Annotated in this window: 24 protein-coding genes; 11 read left to right on the plus strand and 13 right to left on the minus strand. The window is 56.0% G+C overall.

The window, feature by feature from the left end:
- The first annotated feature begins 42 nt into the window (after positions 1 to 42).
- On the plus strand, positions 43 to 450 hold the full coding sequence (cueR, locus tag AACY26_RS19230; protein ID WP_339516403.1) for a Cu(I)-responsive transcriptional regulator: 408 nt from the start codon (positions 43 to 45) through the stop codon (positions 448 to 450).
- 153 nt (positions 451 to 603) lie between these two features.
- On the opposite strand, the gene AACY26_RS19235 is transcribed toward cueR, so the two are convergent.
- From AACY26_RS19235 to AACY26_RS19255, 5 genes are read right to left on the minus strand one after another with little or no spacing between them, the layout of a single operon-like run.
- Positions 604 to 1059 (minus strand): GNAT family N-acetyltransferase, encoded by a 456-nt coding sequence (locus tag AACY26_RS19235; protein ID WP_339516405.1) that lies wholly within the window; start codon positions 1057 to 1059, stop codon positions 604 to 606.
- A gap of 2 nt (positions 1060 to 1061) precedes the next feature.
- Positions 1062 to 1664, minus strand: a complete 603-nt coding sequence (locus AACY26_RS19240) for an HAD family hydrolase (RefSeq protein ID WP_339516407.1) — start codon at positions 1662 to 1664, stop codon at positions 1062 to 1064.
- The gene (tesB, locus tag AACY26_RS19245) at positions 1661 to 2530 is read right to left on the minus strand and encodes an acyl-CoA thioesterase II (protein ID WP_339516410.1); all 870 of its coding nucleotides are present in this window, start codon (positions 2528 to 2530) and stop codon (positions 1661 to 1663) included. Before tesB ends, AACY26_RS19240 begins: the two co-directional genes overlap by 4 nt.
- Positions 2523 to 4145, minus strand: a complete 1623-nt coding sequence (locus AACY26_RS19250) for a SagB/ThcOx family dehydrogenase (protein WP_339516412.1) — start codon at positions 4143 to 4145, stop codon at positions 2523 to 2525. The genes tesB and AACY26_RS19250 overlap by 8 nt, the downstream gene beginning before the upstream one ends.
- The gene (locus tag AACY26_RS19255) at positions 4138 to 4704 is read right to left on the minus strand and encodes a GNAT family N-acetyltransferase (RefSeq protein WP_339516413.1); all 567 of its coding nucleotides are present in this window, start codon (positions 4702 to 4704) and stop codon (positions 4138 to 4140) included. Before AACY26_RS19255 ends, AACY26_RS19250 begins: the two co-directional genes overlap by 8 nt.
- A gap of 74 nt (positions 4705 to 4778) precedes the next feature.
- Here AACY26_RS19255 and AACY26_RS19260 point away from each other — a divergent pair, with 74 nt between their 5' ends.
- The gene (locus AACY26_RS19260; protein ID WP_339516416.1) at positions 4779 to 5696 is read left to right on the plus strand and encodes a histone deacetylase family protein; all 918 of its coding nucleotides are present in this window, start codon (positions 4779 to 4781) and stop codon (positions 5694 to 5696) included.
- A 39-nt stretch (positions 5697 to 5735) separates the two neighbouring features.
- A complete protein-coding gene (locus AACY26_RS19265; RefSeq protein ID WP_339516418.1) occupies positions 5736 to 6983 on the plus strand; it encodes a TIGR03862 family flavoprotein in 1248 nt (415 codons plus the stop codon).
- Here AACY26_RS19265 and AACY26_RS19270 read toward each other — a convergent pair.
- The 5 genes from AACY26_RS19270 to AACY26_RS19290 form a co-directional block, all read right to left on the minus strand.
- Positions 6975 to 8402 carry a Na+/H+ antiporter NhaC family protein gene (locus AACY26_RS19270; protein WP_339516420.1) on the minus strand — a complete coding sequence of 476 codons (1428 nt, stop codon included), beginning with the start codon at positions 8400 to 8402 and terminating at the stop codon, positions 6975 to 6977. The two genes, AACY26_RS19265 and AACY26_RS19270, sit on opposite strands and share 9 nt — an antisense overlap.
- A complete protein-coding gene (locus AACY26_RS19275; RefSeq protein WP_339516422.1) occupies positions 8403 to 9584 on the minus strand; it encodes a trans-sulfuration enzyme family protein in 1182 nt (393 codons plus the stop codon).
- Between the two features lie 101 nt (positions 9585 to 9685).
- Positions 9686 to 11017: a DEAD/DEAH box helicase gene (locus tag AACY26_RS19280; protein ID WP_339516423.1), complete on the minus strand. Its 1332-nt coding sequence runs from the start codon at positions 11015 to 11017 to the stop codon at positions 9686 to 9688.
- 80 nt (positions 11018 to 11097) lie between these two features.
- A complete protein-coding gene (locus tag AACY26_RS19285) occupies positions 11098 to 11709 on the minus strand; it encodes a 3'-5' exonuclease (protein ID WP_339516424.1) in 612 nt (203 codons plus the stop codon).
- 84 nt (positions 11710 to 11793) lie between these two features.
- On the minus strand, positions 11794 to 12270 hold the full coding sequence (locus AACY26_RS19290; RefSeq protein WP_339516425.1) for a LabA-like NYN domain-containing protein: 477 nt from the start codon (positions 12268 to 12270) through the stop codon (positions 11794 to 11796).
- A 177-nt stretch (positions 12271 to 12447) separates the two neighbouring features.
- Here AACY26_RS19290 and AACY26_RS19295 point away from each other — a divergent pair, with 177 nt between their 5' ends.
- Complete coding sequence (locus AACY26_RS19295) at positions 12448 to 13026, plus strand: cysteine hydrolase family protein (RefSeq protein WP_339516427.1); 579 nt, start codon at positions 12448 to 12450, stop codon at positions 13024 to 13026.
- Between the two features lie 121 nt (positions 13027 to 13147).
- Positions 13148 to 13810 (plus strand): YciC family protein, encoded by a 663-nt coding sequence (locus tag AACY26_RS19300; protein WP_339516641.1) that lies wholly within the window; start codon positions 13148 to 13150, stop codon positions 13808 to 13810.
- Here AACY26_RS19300 and AACY26_RS19305 read toward each other — a convergent pair.
- Together AACY26_RS19305 and AACY26_RS19310 are read right to left on the minus strand one after the other, a co-directional pair.
- On the minus strand, positions 13807 to 14592 hold the full coding sequence (locus AACY26_RS19305; RefSeq protein ID WP_339516429.1) for a substrate-binding periplasmic protein: 786 nt from the start codon (positions 14590 to 14592) through the stop codon (positions 13807 to 13809). The genes AACY26_RS19300 and AACY26_RS19305 overlap by 4 nt on opposite strands.
- Positions 14589 to 15437, minus strand: a complete 849-nt coding sequence (locus AACY26_RS19310; RefSeq protein WP_339516431.1) for an SDR family oxidoreductase — start codon at positions 15435 to 15437, stop codon at positions 14589 to 14591. The genes AACY26_RS19305 and AACY26_RS19310 overlap by 4 nt, the downstream gene beginning before the upstream one ends.
- A 326-nt stretch (positions 15438 to 15763) precedes the next feature.
- On the opposite strand from AACY26_RS19310, the gene AACY26_RS19315 reads away from it, so the two are divergent.
- A complete protein-coding gene (locus AACY26_RS19315) occupies positions 15764 to 16762 on the plus strand; it encodes an NAD(P)H-quinone oxidoreductase (protein ID WP_339516433.1) in 999 nt (332 codons plus the stop codon).
- 70 nt (positions 16763 to 16832) lie between these two features.
- Here AACY26_RS19315 and AACY26_RS19320 read toward each other — a convergent pair whose 3' ends face one another.
- On the minus strand, positions 16833 to 17753 hold the full coding sequence (locus AACY26_RS19320) for a LysR family transcriptional regulator (protein WP_339516435.1): 921 nt from the start codon (positions 17751 to 17753) through the stop codon (positions 16833 to 16835).
- A 221-nt stretch (positions 17754 to 17974) separates the two neighbouring features.
- On the opposite strand from AACY26_RS19320, the gene AACY26_RS19325 reads away from it, so the two are divergent.
- The 5 genes from AACY26_RS19325 (at position 17975) to AACY26_RS19345 (ending at position 23542) form a co-directional block, all read left to right on the plus strand.
- A complete protein-coding gene (locus AACY26_RS19325; RefSeq protein WP_339516437.1) occupies positions 17975 to 19042 on the plus strand; it encodes a 4-oxalomesaconate tautomerase in 1068 nt (355 codons plus the stop codon).
- 108 nt (positions 19043 to 19150) lie between these two features.
- Complete coding sequence (locus AACY26_RS19330) at positions 19151 to 20470, plus strand: OprD family outer membrane porin (protein ID WP_339516440.1); 1320 nt, start codon at positions 19151 to 19153, stop codon at positions 20468 to 20470.
- A 60-nt stretch (positions 20471 to 20530) separates the two neighbouring features.
- Positions 20531 to 21514 carry a Bug family tripartite tricarboxylate transporter substrate binding protein gene (locus AACY26_RS19335; protein WP_339516442.1) on the plus strand — a complete coding sequence of 328 codons (984 nt, stop codon included), beginning with the start codon at positions 20531 to 20533 and terminating at the stop codon, positions 21512 to 21514.
- A gap of 48 nt (positions 21515 to 21562) precedes the next feature.
- Positions 21563 to 22021: a tripartite tricarboxylate transporter TctB family protein gene (locus tag AACY26_RS19340; RefSeq protein ID WP_339516642.1), complete on the plus strand. Its 459-nt coding sequence runs from the start codon at positions 21563 to 21565 to the stop codon at positions 22019 to 22021.
- 3 nt (positions 22022 to 22024) lie between these two features.
- Entirely contained in the window at positions 22025 to 23542 is a 1518-nt protein-coding gene (locus AACY26_RS19345; protein WP_339516443.1) for a tripartite tricarboxylate transporter permease, read from the plus strand.
- Positions 23543 to 23549 lie beyond the last annotated feature (7 nt).

The raw sequence follows: 23549 nt of genomic DNA on the forward strand, positions 1-23549 counted from the left end.
GGAAACGGCTGGTGCAGCCCAAATGTCTGATGGAGACGTGAAATGAATATTGGCCAAGCCGCGAAAAAAACTGGGCTTAGCGCAAAGATGATTCGTTATTACGAGTCAATCGACTTGCTGCCAGAGGCTGGCCGAAGCGACAGCGGCTATCGAATATATAGCGCGGATGACCTGCACCGCCTGACCTTTATCAAGCGCTCAAGGGACTTGGGCTTTTCCCTGGCTGAGGTCGCCAAGCTGCTGGCCTTGTGGCAAGACCGCGACCGCGCCAGCGCTGATGTGAAGAAGCTGGCGAGCGAGCATATTGAAGAGCTCAACCGTAAAATTGCTGAATTGACGGGCCTGCGCGACACCCTGCAAGAGCTGAGCGATCATTGCCACGGTGATCACCGACCAGACTGCCCGATCATTAAAGCCTTGGAGCCAAACACAAACGGAGGCCATCCGTAGGGTGCGACAACGCGAAGCTTGTCCACCACAAAGCGCCAAAAAATCCTGTTTTGTGCTGCAAATGGCGGACAGAAAAGCGCTGTCCGGCCTACGAAATAAGCATCACTCATAGGGTGCGACAACGCGAGGCTTGTCCACCAACACCCACCCCAGTTAGGCATCAAGCGTCTTGCTCATGACAATGATTTTTTCCGCACCCTCGTACACTTCACGAATGGTTGTGTAGCCCAGGCGCTTATAAAAGCCTTCGGCGGTGATTGAAGAAGGTACGTTCAAGGTGCTGATCGAGCGTTGCAGCGCCAGCGCTTCTATTTGCATCATCAGCTCCAAGCCAGCACCACGTCCTTGATACTCCGGCAAGACAAAAACCGAGCGTACGGTCATATCATCCAAACTGGCAGTGGCGATGACCACGCCTGCGTCGAGGGCGACATAGGTGTCTCGCGTCGACATGCGCATGGCGACTTGTTCGGCAGAAAAGTGTTCGGGCAGCGACTCGATCAACTCAGCGGGGTAATCCTTGGCATTGGTTTGCTTGATCGCACTGATGATTAGCGCGCTGATCGCTGTGGCGTCGCCCTGTCGAGCCTTGCGCAACACAAGCGCCATGGCTAGCTCGAACGTCCATCAAGCTGACCGAGCAGTGCGACGCAATCCAGCGCAAAATGATCAACCAGCTCTGGCCAAGGATTGCTCGGCAAATTGACCAGCACACTGTAGGCGCCAGCGGCGCGGGCGCATTGCAGGTCAAACTGATAATCCCCGACCATGACCAACTGCGCGGGCGCAACCTGCCAACGCTGCGCCAGGCGCAATAACCCATCGGGGTCCGGTTTGGGCAGCGCCTCATCCCGGCCGATCACGTCAGCCGTGGCAAAGCAGTCGCCGACACCAATGGCCTGCAAGGTCAGCAGCGCCAGTTCATGGGCATTGCGCGTCAATATACCCAACTGGTAACCACGCCCGCTCAACTCACGCAGCAGTTCAATTGCACCGGGGGCAGGCTGCGCATTGAGTGCCAGCTCGCGCTCATGTTCCAGCAGCCAGGCATGCTTGGCCTTGGCTTCTTCGGTGGGCAGCGCCGCGAGGTGGTGCAAGATATCCTGCTCGAGCGGGATTTCCAGTGCATGCTTGATCGCCTCGAAGTCATGCACCGCCAACGTCAGGGTGCCATCCATGTCGAATACCCAGTGGCGGGCTTGCTGCAAACTCATTTCCAGTCTTCACGCAGGCGGATCAAGCCTTCCTGGGCCACCGAGGCAACCAGTTTGCCCTGGCGGTTGAACACGCTGCCGCGTGCAAAACCACGGGCGTTACCCGCCCAAGGGCTGTCCATGGCGTAGAGCAACCAATCGTCCATCCGCAGATTGCAATGAAACCACAGGGAATGGTCGAGGCTGGCGACCTGCATAAACTTTTGCCACACCGAAATACCGTGCGGCAGCATCGAGGTGGTGAGCAAGTTGAAATCCGAGGCATAGCCCAGGATGTACTTATGCAGCGCCGGGCTCTCAGGCAAGGTGCCATCCGCCTTGAACCAGACATACTTGACCGGCTCAGTGACTTCCGGCTTGAACGGATTGCCGACTGTGACCGGGCGAATATCAATCGGCTTGTCACTCAGCGCGCGCTCACGCATACGCTCGGGCAGCAGGTGCGCGACCTGGCGCGCCAACTCTGTCTCGGACTGCAAATCTTCCGGGCCGGGAATATCCGGCATTTCGATCTGATGACTAAAGCCGGGCTCGTCGGCCTGGAATGATGCACTGCAGGTGAAGATTGGCTGGCCCTTCTGGATCGCCATCACCCGGCGTGTGCTGAAGCTGCCGCCATCGCGCACGCGATCAACCTGATAAACGATCGGCAGGGTTGGATCACCCGGGCGCAGGAAGTAACCGTGCATCGAATGCACATGCCGCGCGTCGTCCATGGTCTGGCTTGCCGCAGAAATGCACTGGCCGAGCACCTGGCCACCAAACAGTTGACGAAACCCCAGGTCCTGGCTGACACCGCGAAACAGGTTCTCCTCAATGGTTTCCAGGCTCAGCAACGCCACCAGATCATCTAGAACTTTACTCATCAACCCGCTCCTCATCGCCTGCTGCGGCTGGTAATCGTAACCTTGGGTAGGCTGGCTGAGCTGTCAGACGCTCATCCCAAACAGCCTTGCCCAAGGTGAAATGGTAGAGACTTTGCCAGTGCGTGTCGGCCAAGCCCAGCAATTCGTGCACGGCATCGTCGAAATAACAGCCGATGCCCGTCGCCGATAAACCTGCCGCTTCAGCCTCTAGATACAATAATTGGCCAATTTGACCACATTCCCAATACAAACGCGGATAACGCCACTGCCCGGCCGCCAGTGCAGTATCAAAACGCGCGAGCATGGCCAAGGCCACGCAACCATCGCTGGCAATATCTTGTGCGCAGGATAAAAAACCGGCCAACTCACGCGCGTCGCCTTCAAGCAGGCGATACAGCGGCAGCTCGTCATCAACCCGTTGCCAGCTAAAATCACCACGCAAGCCAGGCTCTGGCTCGCCCGTCACGCGTGCTAACCAGTAGAGTCCCGGCGCCAAGCCTTGCACGCGGTGGACAAAGAGCACGACATCGACCTGCGCCGGCTCTCCGGTCACGGCAAATGGCACCGGCGAGTTGTGCGGCATCAGGCGGCGCAACCAGTCCAGCAATAACTCGGCATGGATGCCGGTCTTGCCATCCATGGACTGGGTGCTGCGCCTGCGGTGCAAGATTGGCCGCAGCGGCAACCCCGGATTATCTGCCTGCATGCGCCCCGCCTCCGCCTGCCACTTTTGCCTGGCCAGCGCTGGCGCACGGCATAGCGTCTGTATGCGCTGCAACTCTGGCCAATCGCGATACTGGCGCGACAAGCGATTCGGCGTGCCAGCCAGCTCAAGGTTAGCCAACCCCTGAAGCAGACTTGCGGGTAACGGGAACTCCTCGCTTTGCGCGGGGCCAATCCACAGCAAGCAATCGGCATGCTCGGCCTCGGCAAACCCGGGCCGGTCCAGTCCCAGCAGAGCGTCGAGCTGCGACTCAGCGACTGAATGCAGCAAGCGTACTTGCCAACCTTGGATGTTTGCCGCAATCGCCAGCGCCGCCAATGCGTGACCAAGGTCGTGGTTGCAGTAACGGTATGCGCGCTCGCCGTACTTCCAGGCTTCACGCCAGGCGATGCTACTCAAGCCAACCAGCAAGCCAGTCGCAGGCAATGCATTGTCCAGTTGCTTAGCCAAAGGCGCGGGTAACTCGCCGCGCACTTCCAAGGCGTGGGCATCGGGGGCGTAATGCACCAGCAAGGCTGATGACTCAAGAACACCTGCAGGAACCAGCGCGTACGCCTCGGTCGGGTGCAAATTGCCGGATGACGGATTGACCCGCAGCGCCCAGCGTGTCGCCCCCGCCTCTTTCCAGGCAGACACTGCCAAACTGTCATAGAACAGCTGCGAAATACTTGCCAGATTCAACTCGGCTGGCACCTGGGCCGGCTCACTGAAGGCGCTGTCGTATGCTGGCGACTCTTCCTGCGGGCGGTGCCACAACTCGATCAAGCGCGCCGCGTTATAGCGACGAAACGGCGCGGGCTGCGTCGCCCAGTCGAGTTGACCGGGGCCGGGTGCAAAGTGACCGGGTTGATGTTTGCTAAGTTGGTGATACGCCCTGACCAGATCATTCATGGGTTTGCTGCCAGTGTTCGCGGGGTAGCCGGTAAAGCACATGCTGGCGCAGCGCATGGCCAACCGGCAAGCGCGGATGCAGGAAGTCACCCTGGCTGTCATGCTGCATGCCAAGGCGCTGCATCAGGGCCTGCGACGGCCTGTTTGCCGGGACGGTAAAGGCCACGATCTGCTCAAGCCCAAGCTCAGTAAAACCGTGACGCAACACCGCTCGCGCTGCTTCCAGTGCATAGCCTTGGCGCCAGTAACGTGAATCCAGTCGCCAGCCGATCTCAACCGCTGGCGTAAAGGCCGCCGCAAAGCTGACATGCAGCAAGCCAACAACACCGATCAAACCTGGCTGATCAACACGCTCGACCACCCATTGGCCAAAGCCATGATCGGCAAAGTGCTGGATAATCCGCCGCGCCAGCGCATCACTTTCATCAATGCTCATGCACGCTGGAAAGTAGCGCATAACCTCTGGATTGGCATTCATTGTCGCGAATGCAGCCAGGTCATCCTCGCGCCAACGCCGCAGGATTAAGCGCTGTGTTTGCAGCTCGATCAACTCGCTCATTGCTACTCCACTTGAGTCGTCATACTCCGCAGCGCCATACTCTTGGATCGCTGAAGCCCTTTAGAAGCCATTGTATGCGCCTACCGCTGGTCTATCACCCAGACTACAGCCCGGAATTTCCTGCGGAACATCGTTTCCCCATGGAGAAATTCCGCCTGCTGCATGACCACCTGATCGACAGCGGCGTCGTGAGCGATGAAGAACTGCAGCGCCCAGAACTCTGCCCCAACGAGATTTTGGCGCTGGCCCATTGCCCGGATTACATCGAGCGCTACATGAGCGGCGAATTGCCCCACGCCGACCAGCGCAGGCTCGGCCTGCCCTGGAGCGCAGCACTGGCGCAACGTACGGTGCGCGCCGTTGGTGGCTCGATACTGACGACTGAACTGGCGCTCAAGCACGGTATGGCTTGCCATTTGGCCGGCGGTACACACCATGCCCATTATGATCACCCCGCAGGCTTTTGCATTTTCAATGATCTTGCGGTGATCAGCCGCTATCTGCTCGCAGCAGGCAAGGTACAGCGCGTATTGATATTCGATTGCGACGTTCACCAGGGCGATGGCACCGCACGCTTGCTCGCCGATACGCCAGAAGCCATCACCGTATCACTGCACTGCGAAAAGAACTTTCCGGCACGCAAAGCCGACAGTGACTGGGACATCCCATTGCCGATGGGCATGGGCGACAGTGACTACCTGCAAGTGGTCGATGACGCACTAAATTACCTGCTGCCGCTGTACCAGCCCGACATCGTGCTGTACGACGCCGGGGTCGATGTGCATAAAGATGATGCACTGGGTTATCTGAAACTCACCGACCAAGGCGTCGCCGCGCGTGATGAAGCGGTACTGCGCCACTGCGTTGGTCGTGATATTCCGGTGATGGGCGTGATCGGCGGAGGCTACGACAAAGACCGCAAGGCGCTCGCGGCGCGCCACGGCATTCTCCATCACAGCGCCACACGGGTTTGGGCTGAACGCATGATGTAGAATGTCGGCCATTCCCCCCGCAATATGACTGACCGAGCAATGACACCTTACGCCACGCCCGCTGCACCACAGGTCGCCATCATTGGTGGAGGCCCGGCTGGCTTGATGGCGGCCGAGGTGCTGGCGCTCGCCGGGGTCAAGGTCGAGCTGTTTGATGCCATGCCTTCGGTGGGGCGCAAGTTCCTGCTGGCAGGCGTTGGCGGCATGAACATCACGCATTCGGAAGCCAAAGCTGCGTTTATCCAGCGCTACGCCGAACGCAGCGAAGAAATCGGCCAGCTACTGACAACATTTGATGCCGATGCCCTGCGCAACTGGATTCACGAGCTGGGCATCGAGACCTTTGTCGGCACCTCAGGCCGGGTATTCCCGACTGATATGAAAGCGGCGCCACTACTACGCGCCTGGCTCAAACGCCTGCGTGAACACAGTGTAAATATCCATACACGCCACCGCTGGCTGGGCTGGACCGACGACGGTCAGCTGCGCATGAGCAATGGCCAAGATGAGTTTCAACTGGCGGCGGACGCAACATTGCTGGCTCTCGGCGGCGCCAGCTGGTCGCGCCTGGGCTCTGACGGTTCATGGGTTGAACTGCTGCAAGCTCGTGGTGTTGAAATCAGCCCCTTGCAACCGAGCAACTGTGGGTTTGAAGTAGCGGCCTGGAGCCCGTTCTTGCAGGACAAATTTGCCGGTGCACCGCTGAAAAACGTCAGCCTGAACCTTGCAGACGATGCACCGCGCCAAGGCGAATTTGTGCTCACGGCCAAGGGCGTCGAAGGCAGCTTGGTCTATGCGCTTTCAGCGAAAATCCGCCAGCAGATCAACCAGCACGGCAGCGCCACGGTTTACCTCGACCTGTTGCCGCACAACGACAGTGCCCGCCTGGAAAAAGCCCTGAGTAAGCCACGGGGCTCGCACTCAATGGCCAAGCACCTGCATCGCCAGGCTAATATTGACGGGGTTAAATCAGCGCTGTTGCGTGAACTGACGGCGGCAGAGGTATTCCACAACCCGGCGCGGCTGGCCCAAGCCATTAAAGCCTTGCCTATCACCCTGGTTCGAGCCCGTCCGCTTGATGAGGCGATCAGTACCGCTGGCGGCGTGCCATTTACCGAGCTAGATCAGCAGCTAATGCTCAACAAGTTGCCCGGCGTATTCTGCGCCGGCGAGATGCTCGACTGGGAAGCCCCAACCGGCGGCTACCTGCTCACCGCCTGCTTTGCCAGCGGCCGACAAGCAGGCCTGGGTATGCTCGATTGGTTGGCTAGATCCAGTTCAAAATAGACCGACCCCAATAAAGAACAGCAACGCCACCGCACCTGCCGCTAAGCCATAAGGCAACTGAGTGTTGATGTGGTCGATGTGATCATTGCGCGTGGCCATCGAAGTGACGATTCCGGTATCGCTGATCGGTGAAATTGAGTCACCAAAGATCGACCCGGATATCGCCGCGCCAATCAGTGGATAAGGGTCAACGCCGGTGGCCGCAGCAATCTGGATACCAATTGGAATCATGATCGCAAAGGTGCCCCAAGACGTGCCGGTCGACAGCGAAATCGCACAGGCCACGACAAAAACAAAGGCTGCCGACAAACCAGCCGGCACATAATCGTTGATGTGCTGCGCCAGATAACCACCGACATTGAGATCGCCGCTGATATTGCCGATCATGAAGGCCAAGGTCATCACTACCGTCAGCGGTATCATCGATTGATACCCGGCCAGCAACTCACGAAAATATTCATCCAGGGTAAAAATTCGCTTGATCAGCACGTATTGCACCGCGCCGACCAACTGACCGCAAAGCACCGCCCAAAGCACCGCCGTCGAGCCAGAGCCCTTGCTCAACTGGCCATCGCCGGTGATATACAAGCCGATGGGCACACTGATAATCATCGCCAACAGCGGCAGCAGCAGGTTCCAGACGCTGTGCGTGCTCGGCTCACGCACCGACTCTTCATCAAACTCCGCCATCAAGGGAATCGCGCCTTCACGCAGCTCGATGCCTTGCGCCGCCCGCGCGTTGGCCCGACGCATACCGGCAAACGAGAAACGGCTGAATATGCTCAGCAAGACAAAGCCAATGGACGCCCAGGCGTAGGCGTTGTAGAGCATTGACTGGGCGAGAATGCTGAACGGCTCACCACTGACAAAACCCTTGCCGACCTGCAGCGCGATCACGCCCATCATCGCCGCGCCCCAGCCGTTGAATAAAATCGACGACCACACGCTAAGCCCAGTACCCTGGATCACATAAGCCATCTGCTCGCGCGACACCCGGTACTTGCTGGCCAAGCCGCTGGTCACAGTACCTGCGGTAAGCAGCGACAAATTGCTTTCGATAAAGATCAAGGTCGCGATGGCCATGCCCAGCAATTGTGTACTGATTGGGCCTTTGACCACGCGTTCACGCGCCGTCAGCAAATTAACCAGGCTGCTCATGCCGCCGGTGATGCGCGCCAAATGAATAATCGCGCCGACCATCAAGCCAAACAGCAGGGTCTTGACCGCACCATCCGATTTAAATACGTCCACCAAACCCTGCGCCGAACCGGCCAGAGCGGGGCCTATGTGGAAGTCCGAAAGCACCAGGAAACCGGCAATGACACCGGCAACCAGCGACAGGATGACTTGGCGGGTGAACACTGCCAGAAAGATTGTCAGCAGCGGCGGCATGATTGACCAGAGACCATAATCCGTCATTTATTGACCTTCCTTCTCGGCTGAAACAGCAGCGAAGCCGCGCTGCAAGTCTGCAATCAGGTCATCGACATGCTCGATACCGATCGACAACCGCAGCAGGTTCTCGGTAATCCCGAACGCTGCTTTTTGTTCATGGCTGAGCGAGCAATGCGACATGCTGTAGGAATGGTTGATCATGCTTTCGACCCCGCCCAAGGAGTCCGCCAGAACAAAGATCGACAGCTGCTCGATAAAACGTGCAGTGCCTGCGCGATCTGCCTTCAGGCGCAATGACACCACCGCGCCGCCGCTGCGCATTTGCCGCTGGCCGAGGGCATGTTGCGGGTGACTCGGCAGCCCCGGATAAAACACTGCATCGACCTGCGGGTGCTGGCTGAGAAACTGTGCGACGCTCAGCGCATTGCTGGATTGGCGTTCCATGCGGACATCCAGCGTCTTCAAGCCACGCAAGGCCAGGTAGCAATCGAATGGCCCTTGCACCGCACCAATGGCCATGCTGATATGACGCAGTCGCTTAAACAAATCTTCATTGGCCGCCACCACCACACCGCCAATCAGGTCGGAGTGGCCACCAATGTATTTGCTCGCCGAGTGCATGACCAGATCAATCCCATGTTCGATCGGCCGCTGGTTCCAGGGTGAGCAAAAGGTGTTGTCGACACAGGTAAGAATCCCCTGTTCGCGGGCGAACGCCGCCACCGGGGCAATATCGACGAGCTGCAGAATCGGATTAGTGGGGGTTTCGATCCAGATCAACTGAGTCTTGTCGGTACGGCTGGCGGCCAAGGCGTCAAGGTCATTGAGATCGACATAGCTTACGGTCACGCCAGAGGTTCTGTTGCGGTAATCGTTAAGCAAGCGGAAGGTGCCGCCGTAGACGCCCGCCATCACAATGACGTGGGCGTCCTTTTCCAGCAATTCGAACACAGTTGAAGTCGCGGCCATGCCGGAGGCGCATGCCACCGCGCCAGTGCCACCTTCAAGCTGGGCGATGCAGCTTTCATAGGCATGTCGCGTCGGGTTGCTGACACGACTGTATGCGTACTCGCTGGGTTCATCGAGGCCACGCTGAACAAAAGAACTGGCGGTGACAATTGCCGGAAAAATAGCGTTATCAGCGTAGCTCGACTGGTCACCGGCGTGGATCACCTGGGTCGAGAATTTGGCTTTGTCCTGGCTCATTATCTGGTTCCTGATCGGTAGGTGTGCGTCAAACCGAAAACGGTGGATAAAAAAGCGCTATCCACCTTACGGTTCGCGGGCCTTGCGAGGCAGCCAAGGCTTTATTTACCGCGTTTCACCGGCTTGCCGCCAAAGCTTGGCACCTTGCGGATGGCTTTGATCGGTGGCTCTGCTGGTTCATCGCTTTCCAACCAACGCCCCAGGCTACCGGCCTTATTGCCGCCCACCACTTTAGGTTTTTTGGCTTTCTTTGGTTTTTTAATCACCGCACCACCAGCAACGGTTTGTGGCACACGGTGATCGGGAATAAAGTCGGGCTCATCCACGCGCGGCAAAACTTGCTGGATCATGCTTTCGATTGCCGCCAGCAGTTGCACTTCATCGGCACAAACCAGAGATACCGCCTGCCCCGTTGCACCGGCACGACCGGTACGACCAATACGGTGAACATAGTCTTCGGCCACGATCGGCAAGTCGAAGTTGACCACCAAGGGCATGTCGTCAATATCCAGGCCACGCGCCGCCACATCGGTGGCGACCAGCACTTTGACCTCGCCCTGCTTAAAACGCTGCAATGCACGCAAGCGAGTCGGCTGCGGCTTGTCACCGTGAATCGCATCGGCACTGATGCCGTTGCGCTGTAATTCGGCCTCAAGCTCATCAACCCCTTTACGGGTTTTCACAAACACCAACACCTGTTGCCAGCGCTTGGTTTCATACAGATGCAGAAACAGTTCGGCCTTGCGCTTTTTATCCACAGTGACCAGCCACTGCTTGACCGATTTAGCCGCCGCGTTACGCGGGCTGACCTCGATGCTCAGCGGATCGCGCAGCATCTCACCGGCCATACGGCGGATGGCATCAGAAAAAGTCGCGGAAAACAGCAGCGTCTGGCGCTTTTTTGGCAAAGCACTGAACAAATCATCCAGCTCGCGGGCGAAACCCAAGTCGAGCATGCGGTCGGCTTCATCCAGAACCAGCACTTGCAGCTGATTAAACTTGACCGCGTTCTGGCGATACAAGTCGAGCAGGCGACCTGGCGTTGCCACCAGCACATCCAGCCCTTTGCGCAGCTTCATCATCTGCGGATTGATGCTTACGCCGCCGTACACCGCATAGCTGCGCAGCGGCAGGTGCTGACCGTAAGTCTGGAAACTTTGCTGAACCTGTTCGGCCAGTTCGCGCGTCGGCACCAACACCAGCGCCCGTATGCAATTGCTGGCAACGCTGGGGCCTTCCATCATCAGGCGTTGCAACAATGGCAAGGCAAAGCCTGCGGTCTTGCCAGTGCCGGTCTGCGCTGCGGCCATCAAATCACGGCCTTGCAGAATCGGCGGTATAGCTTGCGCCTGCACCGGCGTCGGGGTTTTGTAATCAAGGCCGTCAAGGGTGCGCAGCAGCGGCTCAATCAAGTTGAGCGAAGCAAAAGTCATGGTGAATAACCTGATGAAGTAACGCGAAAAATAATGCCGCGTAGTTTAGCAGGCCGAGCAAGGTTTCAGGTGGCGTCAGCTCATGCCTGACGCAGGCCTTCAAGTGCCTGCCCCATTTTTGCCGCGGGAATTTTCTGCAATGAGCAAAACAGCTCATGGGATACTTCATTAATGCCGTAACGCTCACGCAGCAGGGTGCTCATGTAGCAGGTCAAGTTCGCCGCCATCTCGGCATCGGCAAGGGCGCGGTGAGCCTGACCTGTCGAAGGTAGCTGCGCCCAGCGATTGAGATTCCCCAACTTGTGGCTCGGTGCTTGCGGCAACAGGCGGCGTGATAACAGCAATGAACAGGCGAACGGCTGCACGCGCTTGCGTTGAACCAAGGCTAATTCGGCATCCCAGAATTTCTGGTCGAAGGCGGCGTTGTGCGCCATCAGCGGGATATCACCCACAAAATCCGCGACCTCGTTCATCACCTGGGCAGCGGGTGGTGCATCACGCAGCATGGCGTTGCTGATGCCGGTCAACTGCTCAATGAACGGCGGCACCCAGGTGCCGGTATTCATCAAGCTTTGATAGCGCGCGACAATCTGCCCATCTTGCACTATGGCAACGCCAATTTCAGTGGCTCGGTCATGTTGTGCAGGAGACACACCGGTAGTTTCAAAATCAATAACGGCAATCGGTTGCACGCAGGAAATCCTGATATTCAAGTTTCATAGTGACTTGGCCTGCTGGCCAAGGTTCACTGTATCGACTCAGCCAGACTGGAAAAATTACTTGAGCAGCAAGCTGCCTTCAATTGGCACATATTTGCTGGCAGCACGCATCAGGGCTTGGGCCGTTAGTTCAGGCACGCCATAAGCAATGGCGTCAACACCCTGGCTGGCGCGAATTTTATCCAGCAAGATCGCGAAATCACCGTCTCCCGAGGCCAATACAACTTCATCGACTCGTGACGCGGCATCCATAATGTCGATGGTGATTCCCACATCCCAATCACCTTTGGCCGAACCGTCACTGCGCTGGATATAGGGCTTGAGCTTTACGGTAAAGCCGAGGTTGCGCAATATCTGCTGGAATTGCTGCTGTTTGGGATCGCCACGATCAATTGCATAGGCGTAGGCCTCGACAATCTCGCCGTTCTGACTGACCTGCTCCCACAGCGCCGAATAGTTGAAATGACAACCATAGGCTTGGCGTACGGTGTAGTAGAGGTTTTGTACATCGGCGAATAGGGCGATTTTTTTCACCGGAATTCCTCGGGTGGCGGCAGACGGGCAACTGCATGCAAGATACACAGCAGTATGCCAGCCCTGCATCCATACCGCAGGAAAAAGGCCGCTAAACCGATAAAACCTGCTGTAAACCAGTAGTTCGTTTGCCTGTTACTTTCACTCAGTTACAACCCTGAGATTAAAAGGTGAAGCATGTCCACAATTGCCCTGCCTGACTTGCCCGCCGCCTTGCTGACAATCGACATGCAGCAAGGCATTCAGCGCGTCAACCTGCCGCGCAACAACCCCGAGGCCGAGCAGCATATCGCGACACTGCAAAAGCACTGGCGCAACCTCGACTGGCCGCTGGTGCATATTCGCCATATTTCCAGGCAGGCTGGCTCCGTATTTGCGCCGGGCCAGAGCGGTGCGCTGTTTCAACCTGCACTCGAGCCGTTAGCCAACGAGTATGTGCTGGAAAAAAATGTCACAGACGCCTTTTGCCACTCGGCACTTGAACGCTGGCTGCATGTGCGCGGTATCAAGCAACTGGTGATTGTTGGCGTGGCCAGCGAGAACTCGGTCGAAGCCACAGCACGCAGCGCCAGTAACCTGGGTTTCAAAACTGTGGTGGTCAATGATGCCTGCTACACCTTCGATAAAACCGATTTCGCCGGCAATCAGCGCAGCGCCGATGCGGTGCATAACATGGCGATGGCCAATCTTCGCGATGAGTATGCCGAAGTCGTCAGTTACGCCAGGTTACTTGAGCGTTTCGCCGTCCAAGCCTGAGCCAGGTCATACAGGGTTACAGCTTGGACTCCTGCGAGAAGCACGCCGGGGTTGGGCTGGCACACTCAGATCGGCTAGAGTGACAACCTTTGGCGACCCACCACAGATGATCAAGACGACGATGAATATCACTGCGATTCTGCGTGACTCCTGGTTTTTCTTTAGCAATAACCTGCGGAGCATTGCCAAACTGTGCCTGCCGCTGATTCTTGTTGAGTCGTTTTTGCATCAATGGGTCAGCTCAATCGCGGGGCCAGAGAACGAGATGGTCTACGGGATCATGCTCGGCCTGGTGTTCTATCCGCTTTATACCGGCGCGCTGATTTTGTTTCTCGATGCACGCAGCCGCAATGAATCGCCGCAGGTACGCAACCTGCTCGCCACCAGCTTAACCATGTGGCCGACGTTTGCCCTGCTCACCGCCATTAGCACACTGGTGATTGCACTTGGAGCGTCGCTGTTCATCATTCCGGGCTTATGGTTCATGATCAAGCTGGCATTTGCTGAGTACCTGCTGGTATTGCGCGGCCTCAGCCCGATCAAGGCGCTGCATGAGAGCTTTGAAATGACACGGGGCTACTTCTGGCAAATTGCCGGTTGTGTACTTATCGTGATGGTGCCGCTGTGGCTGCTCAGCGGCTGGCTGCAAACCACTCAAGGCCCGGATACGAGCGGCTTGTTTGAAGTGTTACTCAATAGCACCGACAACTTCTTGCAGCTTTTCGCCAGCGTCGTGTTGTTTCGTATGTTTATGTTGCATAAAGAGCAACCCGCTGAAGGCTAATCGGCCACAGGCAACAAGCGCGCACGATATTCAGGCAGGCTCGATTTCTCTAGACCATAGTGTTCTGCGCGACGCGCTACCCAGCCGGTTGCACGTAGTTGATGCAATGTTTCAGTAACGCGCTTTATCGCTGCCGCATGATCGCCTTCACGGCTAAACCCCAGGTACAAACTGGTATAACTCTCGGGTCGATAGGCAGCCTTTGCTATACCTTTGGCGTTCTTTGGGTCACGCAACTCAAAGTCAACCTGACAATCAGTGCCAACAAATGCCTGGATACGACCACGGGCTAACATTCCCAGCAACTGCGACTCACTCGACACGGCGATTTTGGTCAGGGTTGTATCGCTATCAAAGGGCTCGAAGTAAGCTGAATCAAGCACATAGCCAATGCGTAGACCCGCAAGTTGCTCGTAGCGAGTCAACAATTGTGCAGACTCAGGCGCCATGTAGATTCGTGGCGCGCAGGCGTAATAGGCCGGTTCCAAATAGTTGATGTAATGCTCACGCGCCGGAGTCTTCGCCACCCCGGCCATCATGTCCGCCCGTCCAGACTTCAATGCGGCCAAGCCACGCGCCCAAGGCGCCCGCTCGACAACAAATCGATAACCGCTGCGCTGCTCGATCTCATGCAGCAAATCAATATCCAGCCCATACAACTTGCCGTCGGCATCGAGCATACGAAACGGTGGCCAGACGTCAGTTATCACTTTAAGCGTTAACGACTCCGCAACTACCTGAAAGCTCGACAGCATGGCAACCAGCAGTAAAGCGGCCCTCACTGGCGTGCCCCCATCCGCTCGGGTTTAAGACCAGAAAGACGAGGCAATAACACACGCTCGAATAAACGCGGAAAGAACCTCGCCAACAACCGCGCACGCCAGTTGACGTTGGACAAGACCAACAGACGCTTACGCTTTAATGCCCCCTGATAGATGGCTTCGGCAACATCCTGGGCGGAGGCAACCTTGCCAATCGCCAGTGGCGGTTGCGGTGCAACGGAGCCATCGCCAACCAGCGCATTTTTGCGCAGATCTGTAGCGGTAAAGCCAGGGCAAACCAACATCACATTGACGCCAGAGCCCTTGAGTTCGGAGCGCAAGGTCTCGAATAATCCATGCAGGGCATGTTTACTGGCGTTGTAGGCACTGCGATAAAGCAGCGGCGCAAAACCCGACAATGAACTGAGCACGATAACTTGCCCGCCACGGGCAATCAGGCTAGGCAATGCGGCCTTGGTGCAATGCACCGCGCCAAAATAGTTGACCGCCATGACCCGCTGAAACACTTCAAGCTCGGTGTCTGCAAAGTTACTGCGATGGGTAATGCCAGCATTATTGACCAGCACATCAATCCCGCCAAAGCGCTCAACTGCGAGCGCCACGGCATCCTCGACCGCCTGGGCATCGGCAACATCGCAACACAGGCCCAGTGCCTCAACATTGTGATGATCTTCGAGGTGCTGAACCAGGCTGTCGAGTGACTCCTGCTGCAAGTCAAGAATCACCAGCCGGGCGCCGCCTTGAGCAGCACGCATCGCTATTGCGCGACCAATACCCGCACAACCACCGGTAATCAGCACGACTTTGCGATCAAACACCTTACTGGCGAATACCTTGCGGTGCATAAACACCCTTAATAATTGTGGTGTTAAGAACATCCTTAGCGGGACTTAAACGCATTGAACCTGACGCTGCGACTCAAAAGCACTCAGTGCACAAACACGCCTGATGCTATTGAGATTGCTGAACTGACAATTCATTACACTCACTGGCCGACACTTGAATATTAGCGCAAAGACATCATTCAATCAGTCTACGCCTTCAAACATTGCCCTCGCGCTGCACAGCACATCTTGGCACTGATAGGCTTAATCACTGCTGTGCACTTATGCTGGAGCTGGCGCAGGTTTCAAATACCATTCACCTCAATCGACTACGGAGGCATTCGAACATGACTGTTCCAACCCAAATGACCCAGATCGAGATCACCGAACCCGGTGGGCCAGAGGTTTTGCAACCCCGGCAAACGGCAGTGCCGAGCCCAGGTGCTGGGGAAGTATTGATCCATGTACAGGCTGCCGGAGTTAATCGTCCCGACGTAATCCAACGTGCAGGCAAATACCCGATGAAGCCAGGCATGAGTCCGATCCCCGGCTTGGAGATAGCTGGCGAAATAGTCGCCCTGGGCGCTGGCGTTCGTGACTTCAAGGTTGGTGACAAAGTCTGCGCGCTCACCAACGGCGGTGGTTATGCACAGTACTGCGTGGCACCTGCCGGGCAAACCCTGCCAATTCCCGATGGGCTGGACTGGATTCAGGCGGCAGCGATTCCAGAAACTTTCTTCACTGTCTGGGCTAACGTATTCGGTCTTGGCGAAGCGAGCAAAGGCCAGCGGGTGTTGATTCATGGCGGCACCAGCGGTATTGGTACCACCGCACTGATGCTCTGCCGCGAGTTTGGCATCGAAGCCTTCGCCACCGCTGGCAGCGAGCAGAAATGTGCTGCAATTCGCGAGCTCGGCGCTGAGCCGATCAACTACCGCGAACAGGACTTCGCACAGGTGATCATGGACAAGACCGCCAACCAGGGCGTCGACGTGATCCTCGACATCATGGGCGGCTCTTACTTCAACAGTAATATCAGCGCACTGGCGATGGACGGCCGCCTGGTCATGATTGGCTTCCTAGGCGGCGCCAAAGCCCAGGACGCTAACCTGATGGCGATTCTGGGCAAGCGGGCAATCGTTACCGGCTCACTGCTGCGTCCGCGCACCGACGCTGAGAAAGCCGCAATCGCACAACAACTGCGCGATCAGGTATGGCCCGCGCTTGCCGCCGGACGCTGCACGCCGATCATCGATAAGGTTTACCCCTTCACCGAAGTGGCGCAGGCGCACAAGCGCATGGAAGGCGGCGAGCATATCGGCAAGATTGTCCTGACGATGGGCTGAGCAAGCGGCGTCGCAGCTGCTCGCCTGGCCACAGGCGGGCAGCACAGTGGTTACTCAGAACAGTAAAGGTTTACTCACTCGGCTGCTTGATCAATGACGCATTGCCTGACCAATGCCGGAGCAGTGTGTCGATAAATTTTTCAGCCGCAGGCGAGAGCGAAGAGCCATGCTTGCGAACCAACCCCAGCGTACGGCTGATCACCGGATCAACCAACGGGCGTTGGACCAATATCGGGTGATCGTCGGCAGGCATCGCTAAACTGGGCAGTGCCGAAACGCCGAGCCCAGCTTCGACCATGCCCAACGAAGTGGACAAATGCTGGACCTCATAAAACCAGCTCGGGCGCCAATCCAGATTCGCCAGACCGTGGTCCAGAAGCACACGGTTTCCGCTCATACGCCCAACGCCGATAAGACGGTAATCACTCAGCTCGCGCCACGCCACCTGCTCTTGCTTCGCCAAGGGATGGTCGCGTCTACAAGCCAGTACAAAAGGCTCATTAACCAGCGGCGTAAAATCAATTTCGGCACTCTGGCCGCTGAGCATACTGATCCCAAAGTCTGCCTCGCCGCGTAATACGGCTTCCAGCCCCTCATGCGCGCTGTGGTCGAGGATACGAATACGGACTTTGGGGTATTGCTGGTTAAATTCACGGATAACGATCGGCAAGAAATAAAAGGCAGCGGTGGGGATGCAAGCCAAGGTTACTTGCCCTGATTGACGCTCCGCTAACTCCTGAATACCCAGAATCGAGCGTTCAAAATCATCCAGCAAGCGCTGGGCTTTTGGCAGGAAGTCACGTCCTACAGCAGTCAGGCTCACCCGCCTTGTCGTGCGGTCAAGCAACTGAATACCTAACCCTTCCTCCAGCTTCTGCATGCGTCTTGTTAATGCAGGTTGCGATAGATGTATCGCATCAGCCGCCTCGTGAAAGCTTCCGTGCTCAGCAATTTTGACGAAAGCACGTATGTCTTGCAGTTCGTAATTCATGCGCAAAGCCTATTAATCAGAAAACTTTATTGCACCGAAAACATTTGAAGCCGGTGAAGCCGCTCATTTTTGGCAAATCGCCATGTGCTGAGTAAATTCCAACTCGCACATTAATGCACCAAACAAAACAATTCTTCAAATATATGCAATTTACAAATCAAAGCAAATTGGCAATATCTGTGTAACGCAACAATAACGATATTTCATGCATCGGAGACATCATGCAAGCCATTCCTTGCGTTTTAATGCGCGGTGGGACATCGAGAGGTCCAGTGTTTCTGGCGAACCATCTGCCCAGCGATCCTGCGCTACGCGACGAGCTTCTGATCAAAATCATGGGTTCGGGCCACGAGCTTGAAATTGATGGCATTGGCGGTGGCAGTGCACAAACCAGCAAGGTTGCAATAGTCAGTACCTCACCGCACCCGGATGCTGATGTCGACTACCTGTTTGTGCAGGTTCTGGTTAACCAACGGCGTGTCGATACAGCCCCAAACTGCGGCAACATGCTCTGCGCCATTGGGCCATTCGCCATCGAGCACGGATTAGTCAATGCAAAATCACCGGTAACCCGGGTGCGCATTCGCAACCTCAACACCCATACATTTGTCGACTCTGAGGTCATGACCCCAAAGGGTAAAGTCCGCTACGACGGTGCAACCTGTATTGACGGTGTTCCCGGCAGTGCCGCGCCAATCAAGCTGACGTTTCTCAATGCAGCCGGGGCAAAGACCGGAAGCCTGTTACCAACCGGCAATGTGCGCGATGTGTTCGATGGCGTCTCAGCGACCTGCATTGATATGGCGATGCCGATGGTCGTGGTACACGCCCACGAACTGGGTAAAACCGGGTACGAAAGCCCAGCTGAGCTGGATGCTGACCTTGAGTTTATGGCCCGTCTTGAAAAAATTCGCCTGCAAGCAGGGCTTGCCATGGGGCTTGGCGATGTTTCCAACATGGTGATCCCAAAACCGGTCTTGCTATCTGCTGCCAGAAACGGCGGATCACTTAACACGCGCTATTTCATGCCACACAACTGTCATCGCTCGCTTGCCGCGACAGGTGCGATTGGCTTGGCAAGCGCCTGCGCACTGCAAGGCAGCGTTGCCCATGAATTATCCCCAGTTAATGGACCTGCCCTGATCCGCCTGGAACATGCAGGAGGCCAGATTGAAGTCTCACTAGAGCCCGCCGAGGACCAAAGACCAGAAGCCATGCGGGCGTCGCTGGTGCGTACAGCGCGGCGATTATTCACCGGAGACGTCTTTGTGCCCTCAGTTTCACGCTAACCAACGGAAGTAGCCGTACGACCACAGCCGCTTCCCCACCTGCCACTGAGCGCCAAATGCGTGAGTTGGCTACACCACGCGATAAAAGAAATATCGGAGTCCGTGTTTATGTGCACCTATAAAAATAATTACATGATCTGCCCGGTAGCCATTTTGAGTATTGGTTTGTCATCGCCCTTACTTGCAGCTACCGCAGACGGGCAAACACTCGAACTGAAAACCCGGGCAATCTACTTTGATCGTGATTATGAGTCTGACCGTAATGACCGCAACCAAGGTGGCCTGGGCTTACAGCTGAATTATGAGTCGGCCTACCTCGCCGATATGCTTGGTGTCGGCTTATCTGGCTACAGCGTGACCAAGCTAGAGTCGTCGGGACGTAATAGCTCTGATGTTTTATCTGTCGATAACGACGGCGACTTCGAGGACTCATTCGGCAAGCTTGGCCAAGCCTTTTTGAAGCTGAAGTACCAAGGCATCGCCTCTGGAAAAATTGGCCGTCAACTCCATAAAAGCTTGCTGCTATCCAGTTCAAACAGCCGTGCAATCCCAAATACCTATTCGGGTGCCAGCTTCGACCTGAAGCCATTTAACGGCCTCACCCTTTACGGCGCCTGGTATGACCGGTGGTCATCACGCTCCGACAGCTCATTTGTCGAGTTTCAAACCGACACCAGCTCCAAAGGTGCAATTAATGCGCTGGAAAACTACGGTGCCAGCTATCTCAACGGCCCATTTAATCTGAATGTCGAGTACTTGCGAGCCCAGGACTTCCTGAACAAAACAGGGGTGGTCGCCAGTTATCGGTTCACGCTACCGAACGCTTCAAACCTGAAGTTTACAGCAGGCATGCACACCTCCAGCGATGACGGAAAGCTGTTCGTCACCGGCGCAGAAAGTGCTGAATATGATGACGAAGACGACGCTGGAGCCGTGGTCGGACAAACACGCAGTCACAACGATGGCAAAGGTGTTTATCTCGCCGCTGACTGGGTGTTTTCCAATATCGAGTTTGGCGGTGCAATCACAAAATTCAGCGATGCCTGGATTGAAGACAACTACGCCGGTGACCACGGCACCAACCCATTTCCTACCGGAGGCGTGCTAGCCGACTTTTCCAACCGTGACGAGAAAGTCTGGATGCTTAAAGCCGGTTACAAATGGGACCAGCTAGCAAAGGGCTTAAAGACTGTTGTCAGCTACAAAAGTGGCTCAGGTGCGCGTAACAGCGCCAACACCTCACTTGGCAAAGCGGATGAAAGCGAATTGGCATTCGATGTGAACTATCAAATCCCAGCCGTTAAAGGCTTGGTGTTCCGCTACATATTCCTGGATTACAACTCGGATAAAACCGGACGCCTCGACGGTGTTAAGGAAGATCAAACCGACAATCGGCTTTATCTCGATTACACCTTCAGCTTTCTCTGAGTTACCTGGTGACTCACCCATCCATCCATCCTGCAAATAAATCCAATAACAGGAAGCACTATGAAAATCCCAGTACTGAAAAAAATCCTGCCCTTGGCCTGCGCACTGACAATTTCAGCAGTGCAAGCAAACGCTGGCCAACCACACCGCCCTGAGTGTATCGCCCCAAGTAAGCCAGGCGGTGGCTTCGACATGACCTGCAAGCTCGCTCAAGCAGGCTTCAAAGATGAAAAACTGCTCGATGCCCCCATGCGGGTGACCTACATGCCTGGCGGTATCGGCGCTGTCGCTTATAACGCCATTGCCGCCAATCGCCGCGATGAACCAGGCACCATAGTCGCCTTCTCGGGCGCCTCACTGCTTAACCTTGCATTGGGTAAATACGGTCGTTATGACGAAACAGCCGTGCAGTGGTTAACGACTGTAGGAACTGATTACGGCACTTTGGCAGTGCGTGACGACTCACCATTCAAAACCCTCGATGACGTCATTCAGGCACTGAAAAAAGATCCCAAAAGTGTCGCTGTAGGCGGTGGTGGCAGTATCGGCGGCCAAGGCTGGGCGAAGATTGCACTGTTGGCCAAGGCAGCAGGTGTCGACCCAAGGCAACTGCGATACGCCGCATTTGAAGGCGGCTCGGAACACTACATGGCGTTAATGGGCAAACACGTTGACCTGGTCACCGGCAGTGCCAGCGAGATCCGTGCCCAGCGCGGCAATCACATCCGCGCCCTGGCGGTCTATAGCGAAGAACGCCTGCCTGGCGATCTGTCTGACGTGCCGACGGCCAAAGAACAGGGCTATGACATTCAATGGCCACTTATTCGCGGCTATTACGTCGGCCCTGAAGTCAAAGGTGAAGAACTGGCTTTCTGGAAGACCACCTTTGCCAAGCTCACCAGCTCTGCAGAATTCCAGCAGTACTTGATCGACCGCGATGTGATCCCATTAACAGTCACCGGCCCAGAGCTTCAGGCCTTGGTGAAGAAGCAAATTGATAACTATCGACAGCTTGGCGCGGAGTTTGGCCTCGTCACTAAGTAGATCAATCCACAGAACAGACTGGCTGAAAGCAGCCTGTTCGGGAGCAAGATTATGCAAGATCGTATTTTTGCAGGCAGCAGCCTTTTGATCTGTGCCGGGCTGGCAATTGTGGCTTGGGGGTATCAGGCGCCCTTTTCATATGAACCTGTCGGCGCACGGGCATTCCCCCTGTTATTGCTTGCGTTGCTGATTGTCAGCACGCTTTATCAAGCGCTTAAGCCCTCGGCAAATCATGCCAAGTCGGATGAGCCGAGCCTCGACCGTCATGTCATCAAAAAAATCGCACTGTGCGTCCTGATCATGACCGTTTATGCAGGGCTGTTTGAGGTGCTCGGTTTTATCGCCAGCAGCATGTTGTTTGCCATCGCCATTGGTTACTTGTATGGCGCTAGCAAACTGCATGGGTTGATCAGCGGTGTACTGATCGCTATTGGGCTTTACCTGTTATTTGACTACGGCCTTGATGTGCCTCTGCCGCTCGGCATATTCGCGCAAGTCGGGAGCTAAACCATGGAAAATACCTTGCACTACCTGGAGCTGGGTTTTGGGGTTGCGCTCAGCCCCTTCAATCTGGCAACTGCATTCTGTGGAACCCTGATCGGCACAGTGGTCGGTCTGCTGCCGGGTTTGGGTCCGGTCAATGGCGTGGCGCTGCTGATTCCGATTGCATTTGCCTTGGGTTTGCCTCCGGAAACCGCGCTGATTCTTCTGGCTGCTGTCTATTTGGGTTGTGAGTACGGCGGCCGGATCTCATCAATTCTTTTGAATATTCCTGGCGAAGCATCTGCCGTAATGACCACCCTTGATGGCTACCCGCTTGCCCAACAAGGCAAAGCAGGCATTGCCCTTTCCCTGTCCGCTTGGAGCTCATTTATTGGCGGCACCATCGCAACGATCGGCGTGGTCTTGTTTGCGCCATTTCTAGCCAGGTGGGCAGTTGCATTTGGGCCAGCTGAGTATTTCGTGCTGATGGTCTTTGCCATCACCTGCCTCGCTGGGATGGCCGATAACAAACCCCTTAAAACCGCCACTGCCGCGCTGATAGGCTTACTCCTTTCCTGCGTTGGTATTGATGCCAATAGTGGCGTCTACCGTTTCACTTTCGGCACCTTGGGCCTGGCTGACGGTATTCAATTTATTGTCCTGGTTCTCGGTCTATTCAGTGTCAGTGAAATATTGGTTTTGCTTGAGCGCACCCATCACGGACATAAAGCAGCCAAGGCAACCGGGCGCATGCTCTTCAACCTCAAGGAAGGCAGCTTTGTCATTGCCACCAATTTGCGCAGCGGCATCATTGGCTTTGTATTGGGCGTATTGCCTGGTGCAGGAGCCACTCTCGCCAGCGCAGTGGCTTATATGTCTGAAAAGCGTCTAGCCGGAAAGGACAGCAAATTCGGGCAAGGTGATCTACGCGGCCTGGCTGCACCAGAAACAGCCAACAGTGGCGCGGCATGTGGCTCGATGGTTCCTATGCTGACCCTGGGCGTACCGGGCTCGGGGACTACAGCCGTGATGCTGGGTGCGCTTACGCTATACAACATAACGCCAGGGCCAATGCTGTTTCAGAATCAGCCAGAAATTGTCTGGGGATTGATTGCATCATTGTTTATCGCCAACGTCATGCTGCTGGTGATGAATGTCCCCATGGTGCGAATCTTCACGCGCATTCTCGCCGTACCGACTTGGGCATTGGTGCCCGCGATAGCCATCATTACTTCAATCGGTGTTTACGCGGTACACGCCTCCAGTTTCGATCTTTACCTGATGATTGGGATTGGCGTGTGTGGCTACATCTTGCGCAAGCTGGATTATTCGCTCTCGGCTGTGCTGCTTGGTTTTATCCTGGGCGGCGTGATGGAAGACAACTTGCGCCGGGCACTGTCATTATCCAATGGCGAACTGAGCATCCTCTGGGATAGCCCAATAACCATCGGGGCCTGGGTGCTGGTCGCAATCATGGTCGTGCTGCCGATACGCAGAGCCTTGCGCTCACGCAAACTGACCCGACTAACAACCGTCAGCTCATAGATATAAG

The sequence above is a fragment of the Pseudomonas sp. RL_15y_Pfl2_60 genome (genome assembly GCF_963970595.1).
Taxonomy (GTDB): Bacteria; Pseudomonadota; Gammaproteobacteria; order Pseudomonadales; family Pseudomonadaceae; genus Aquipseudomonas.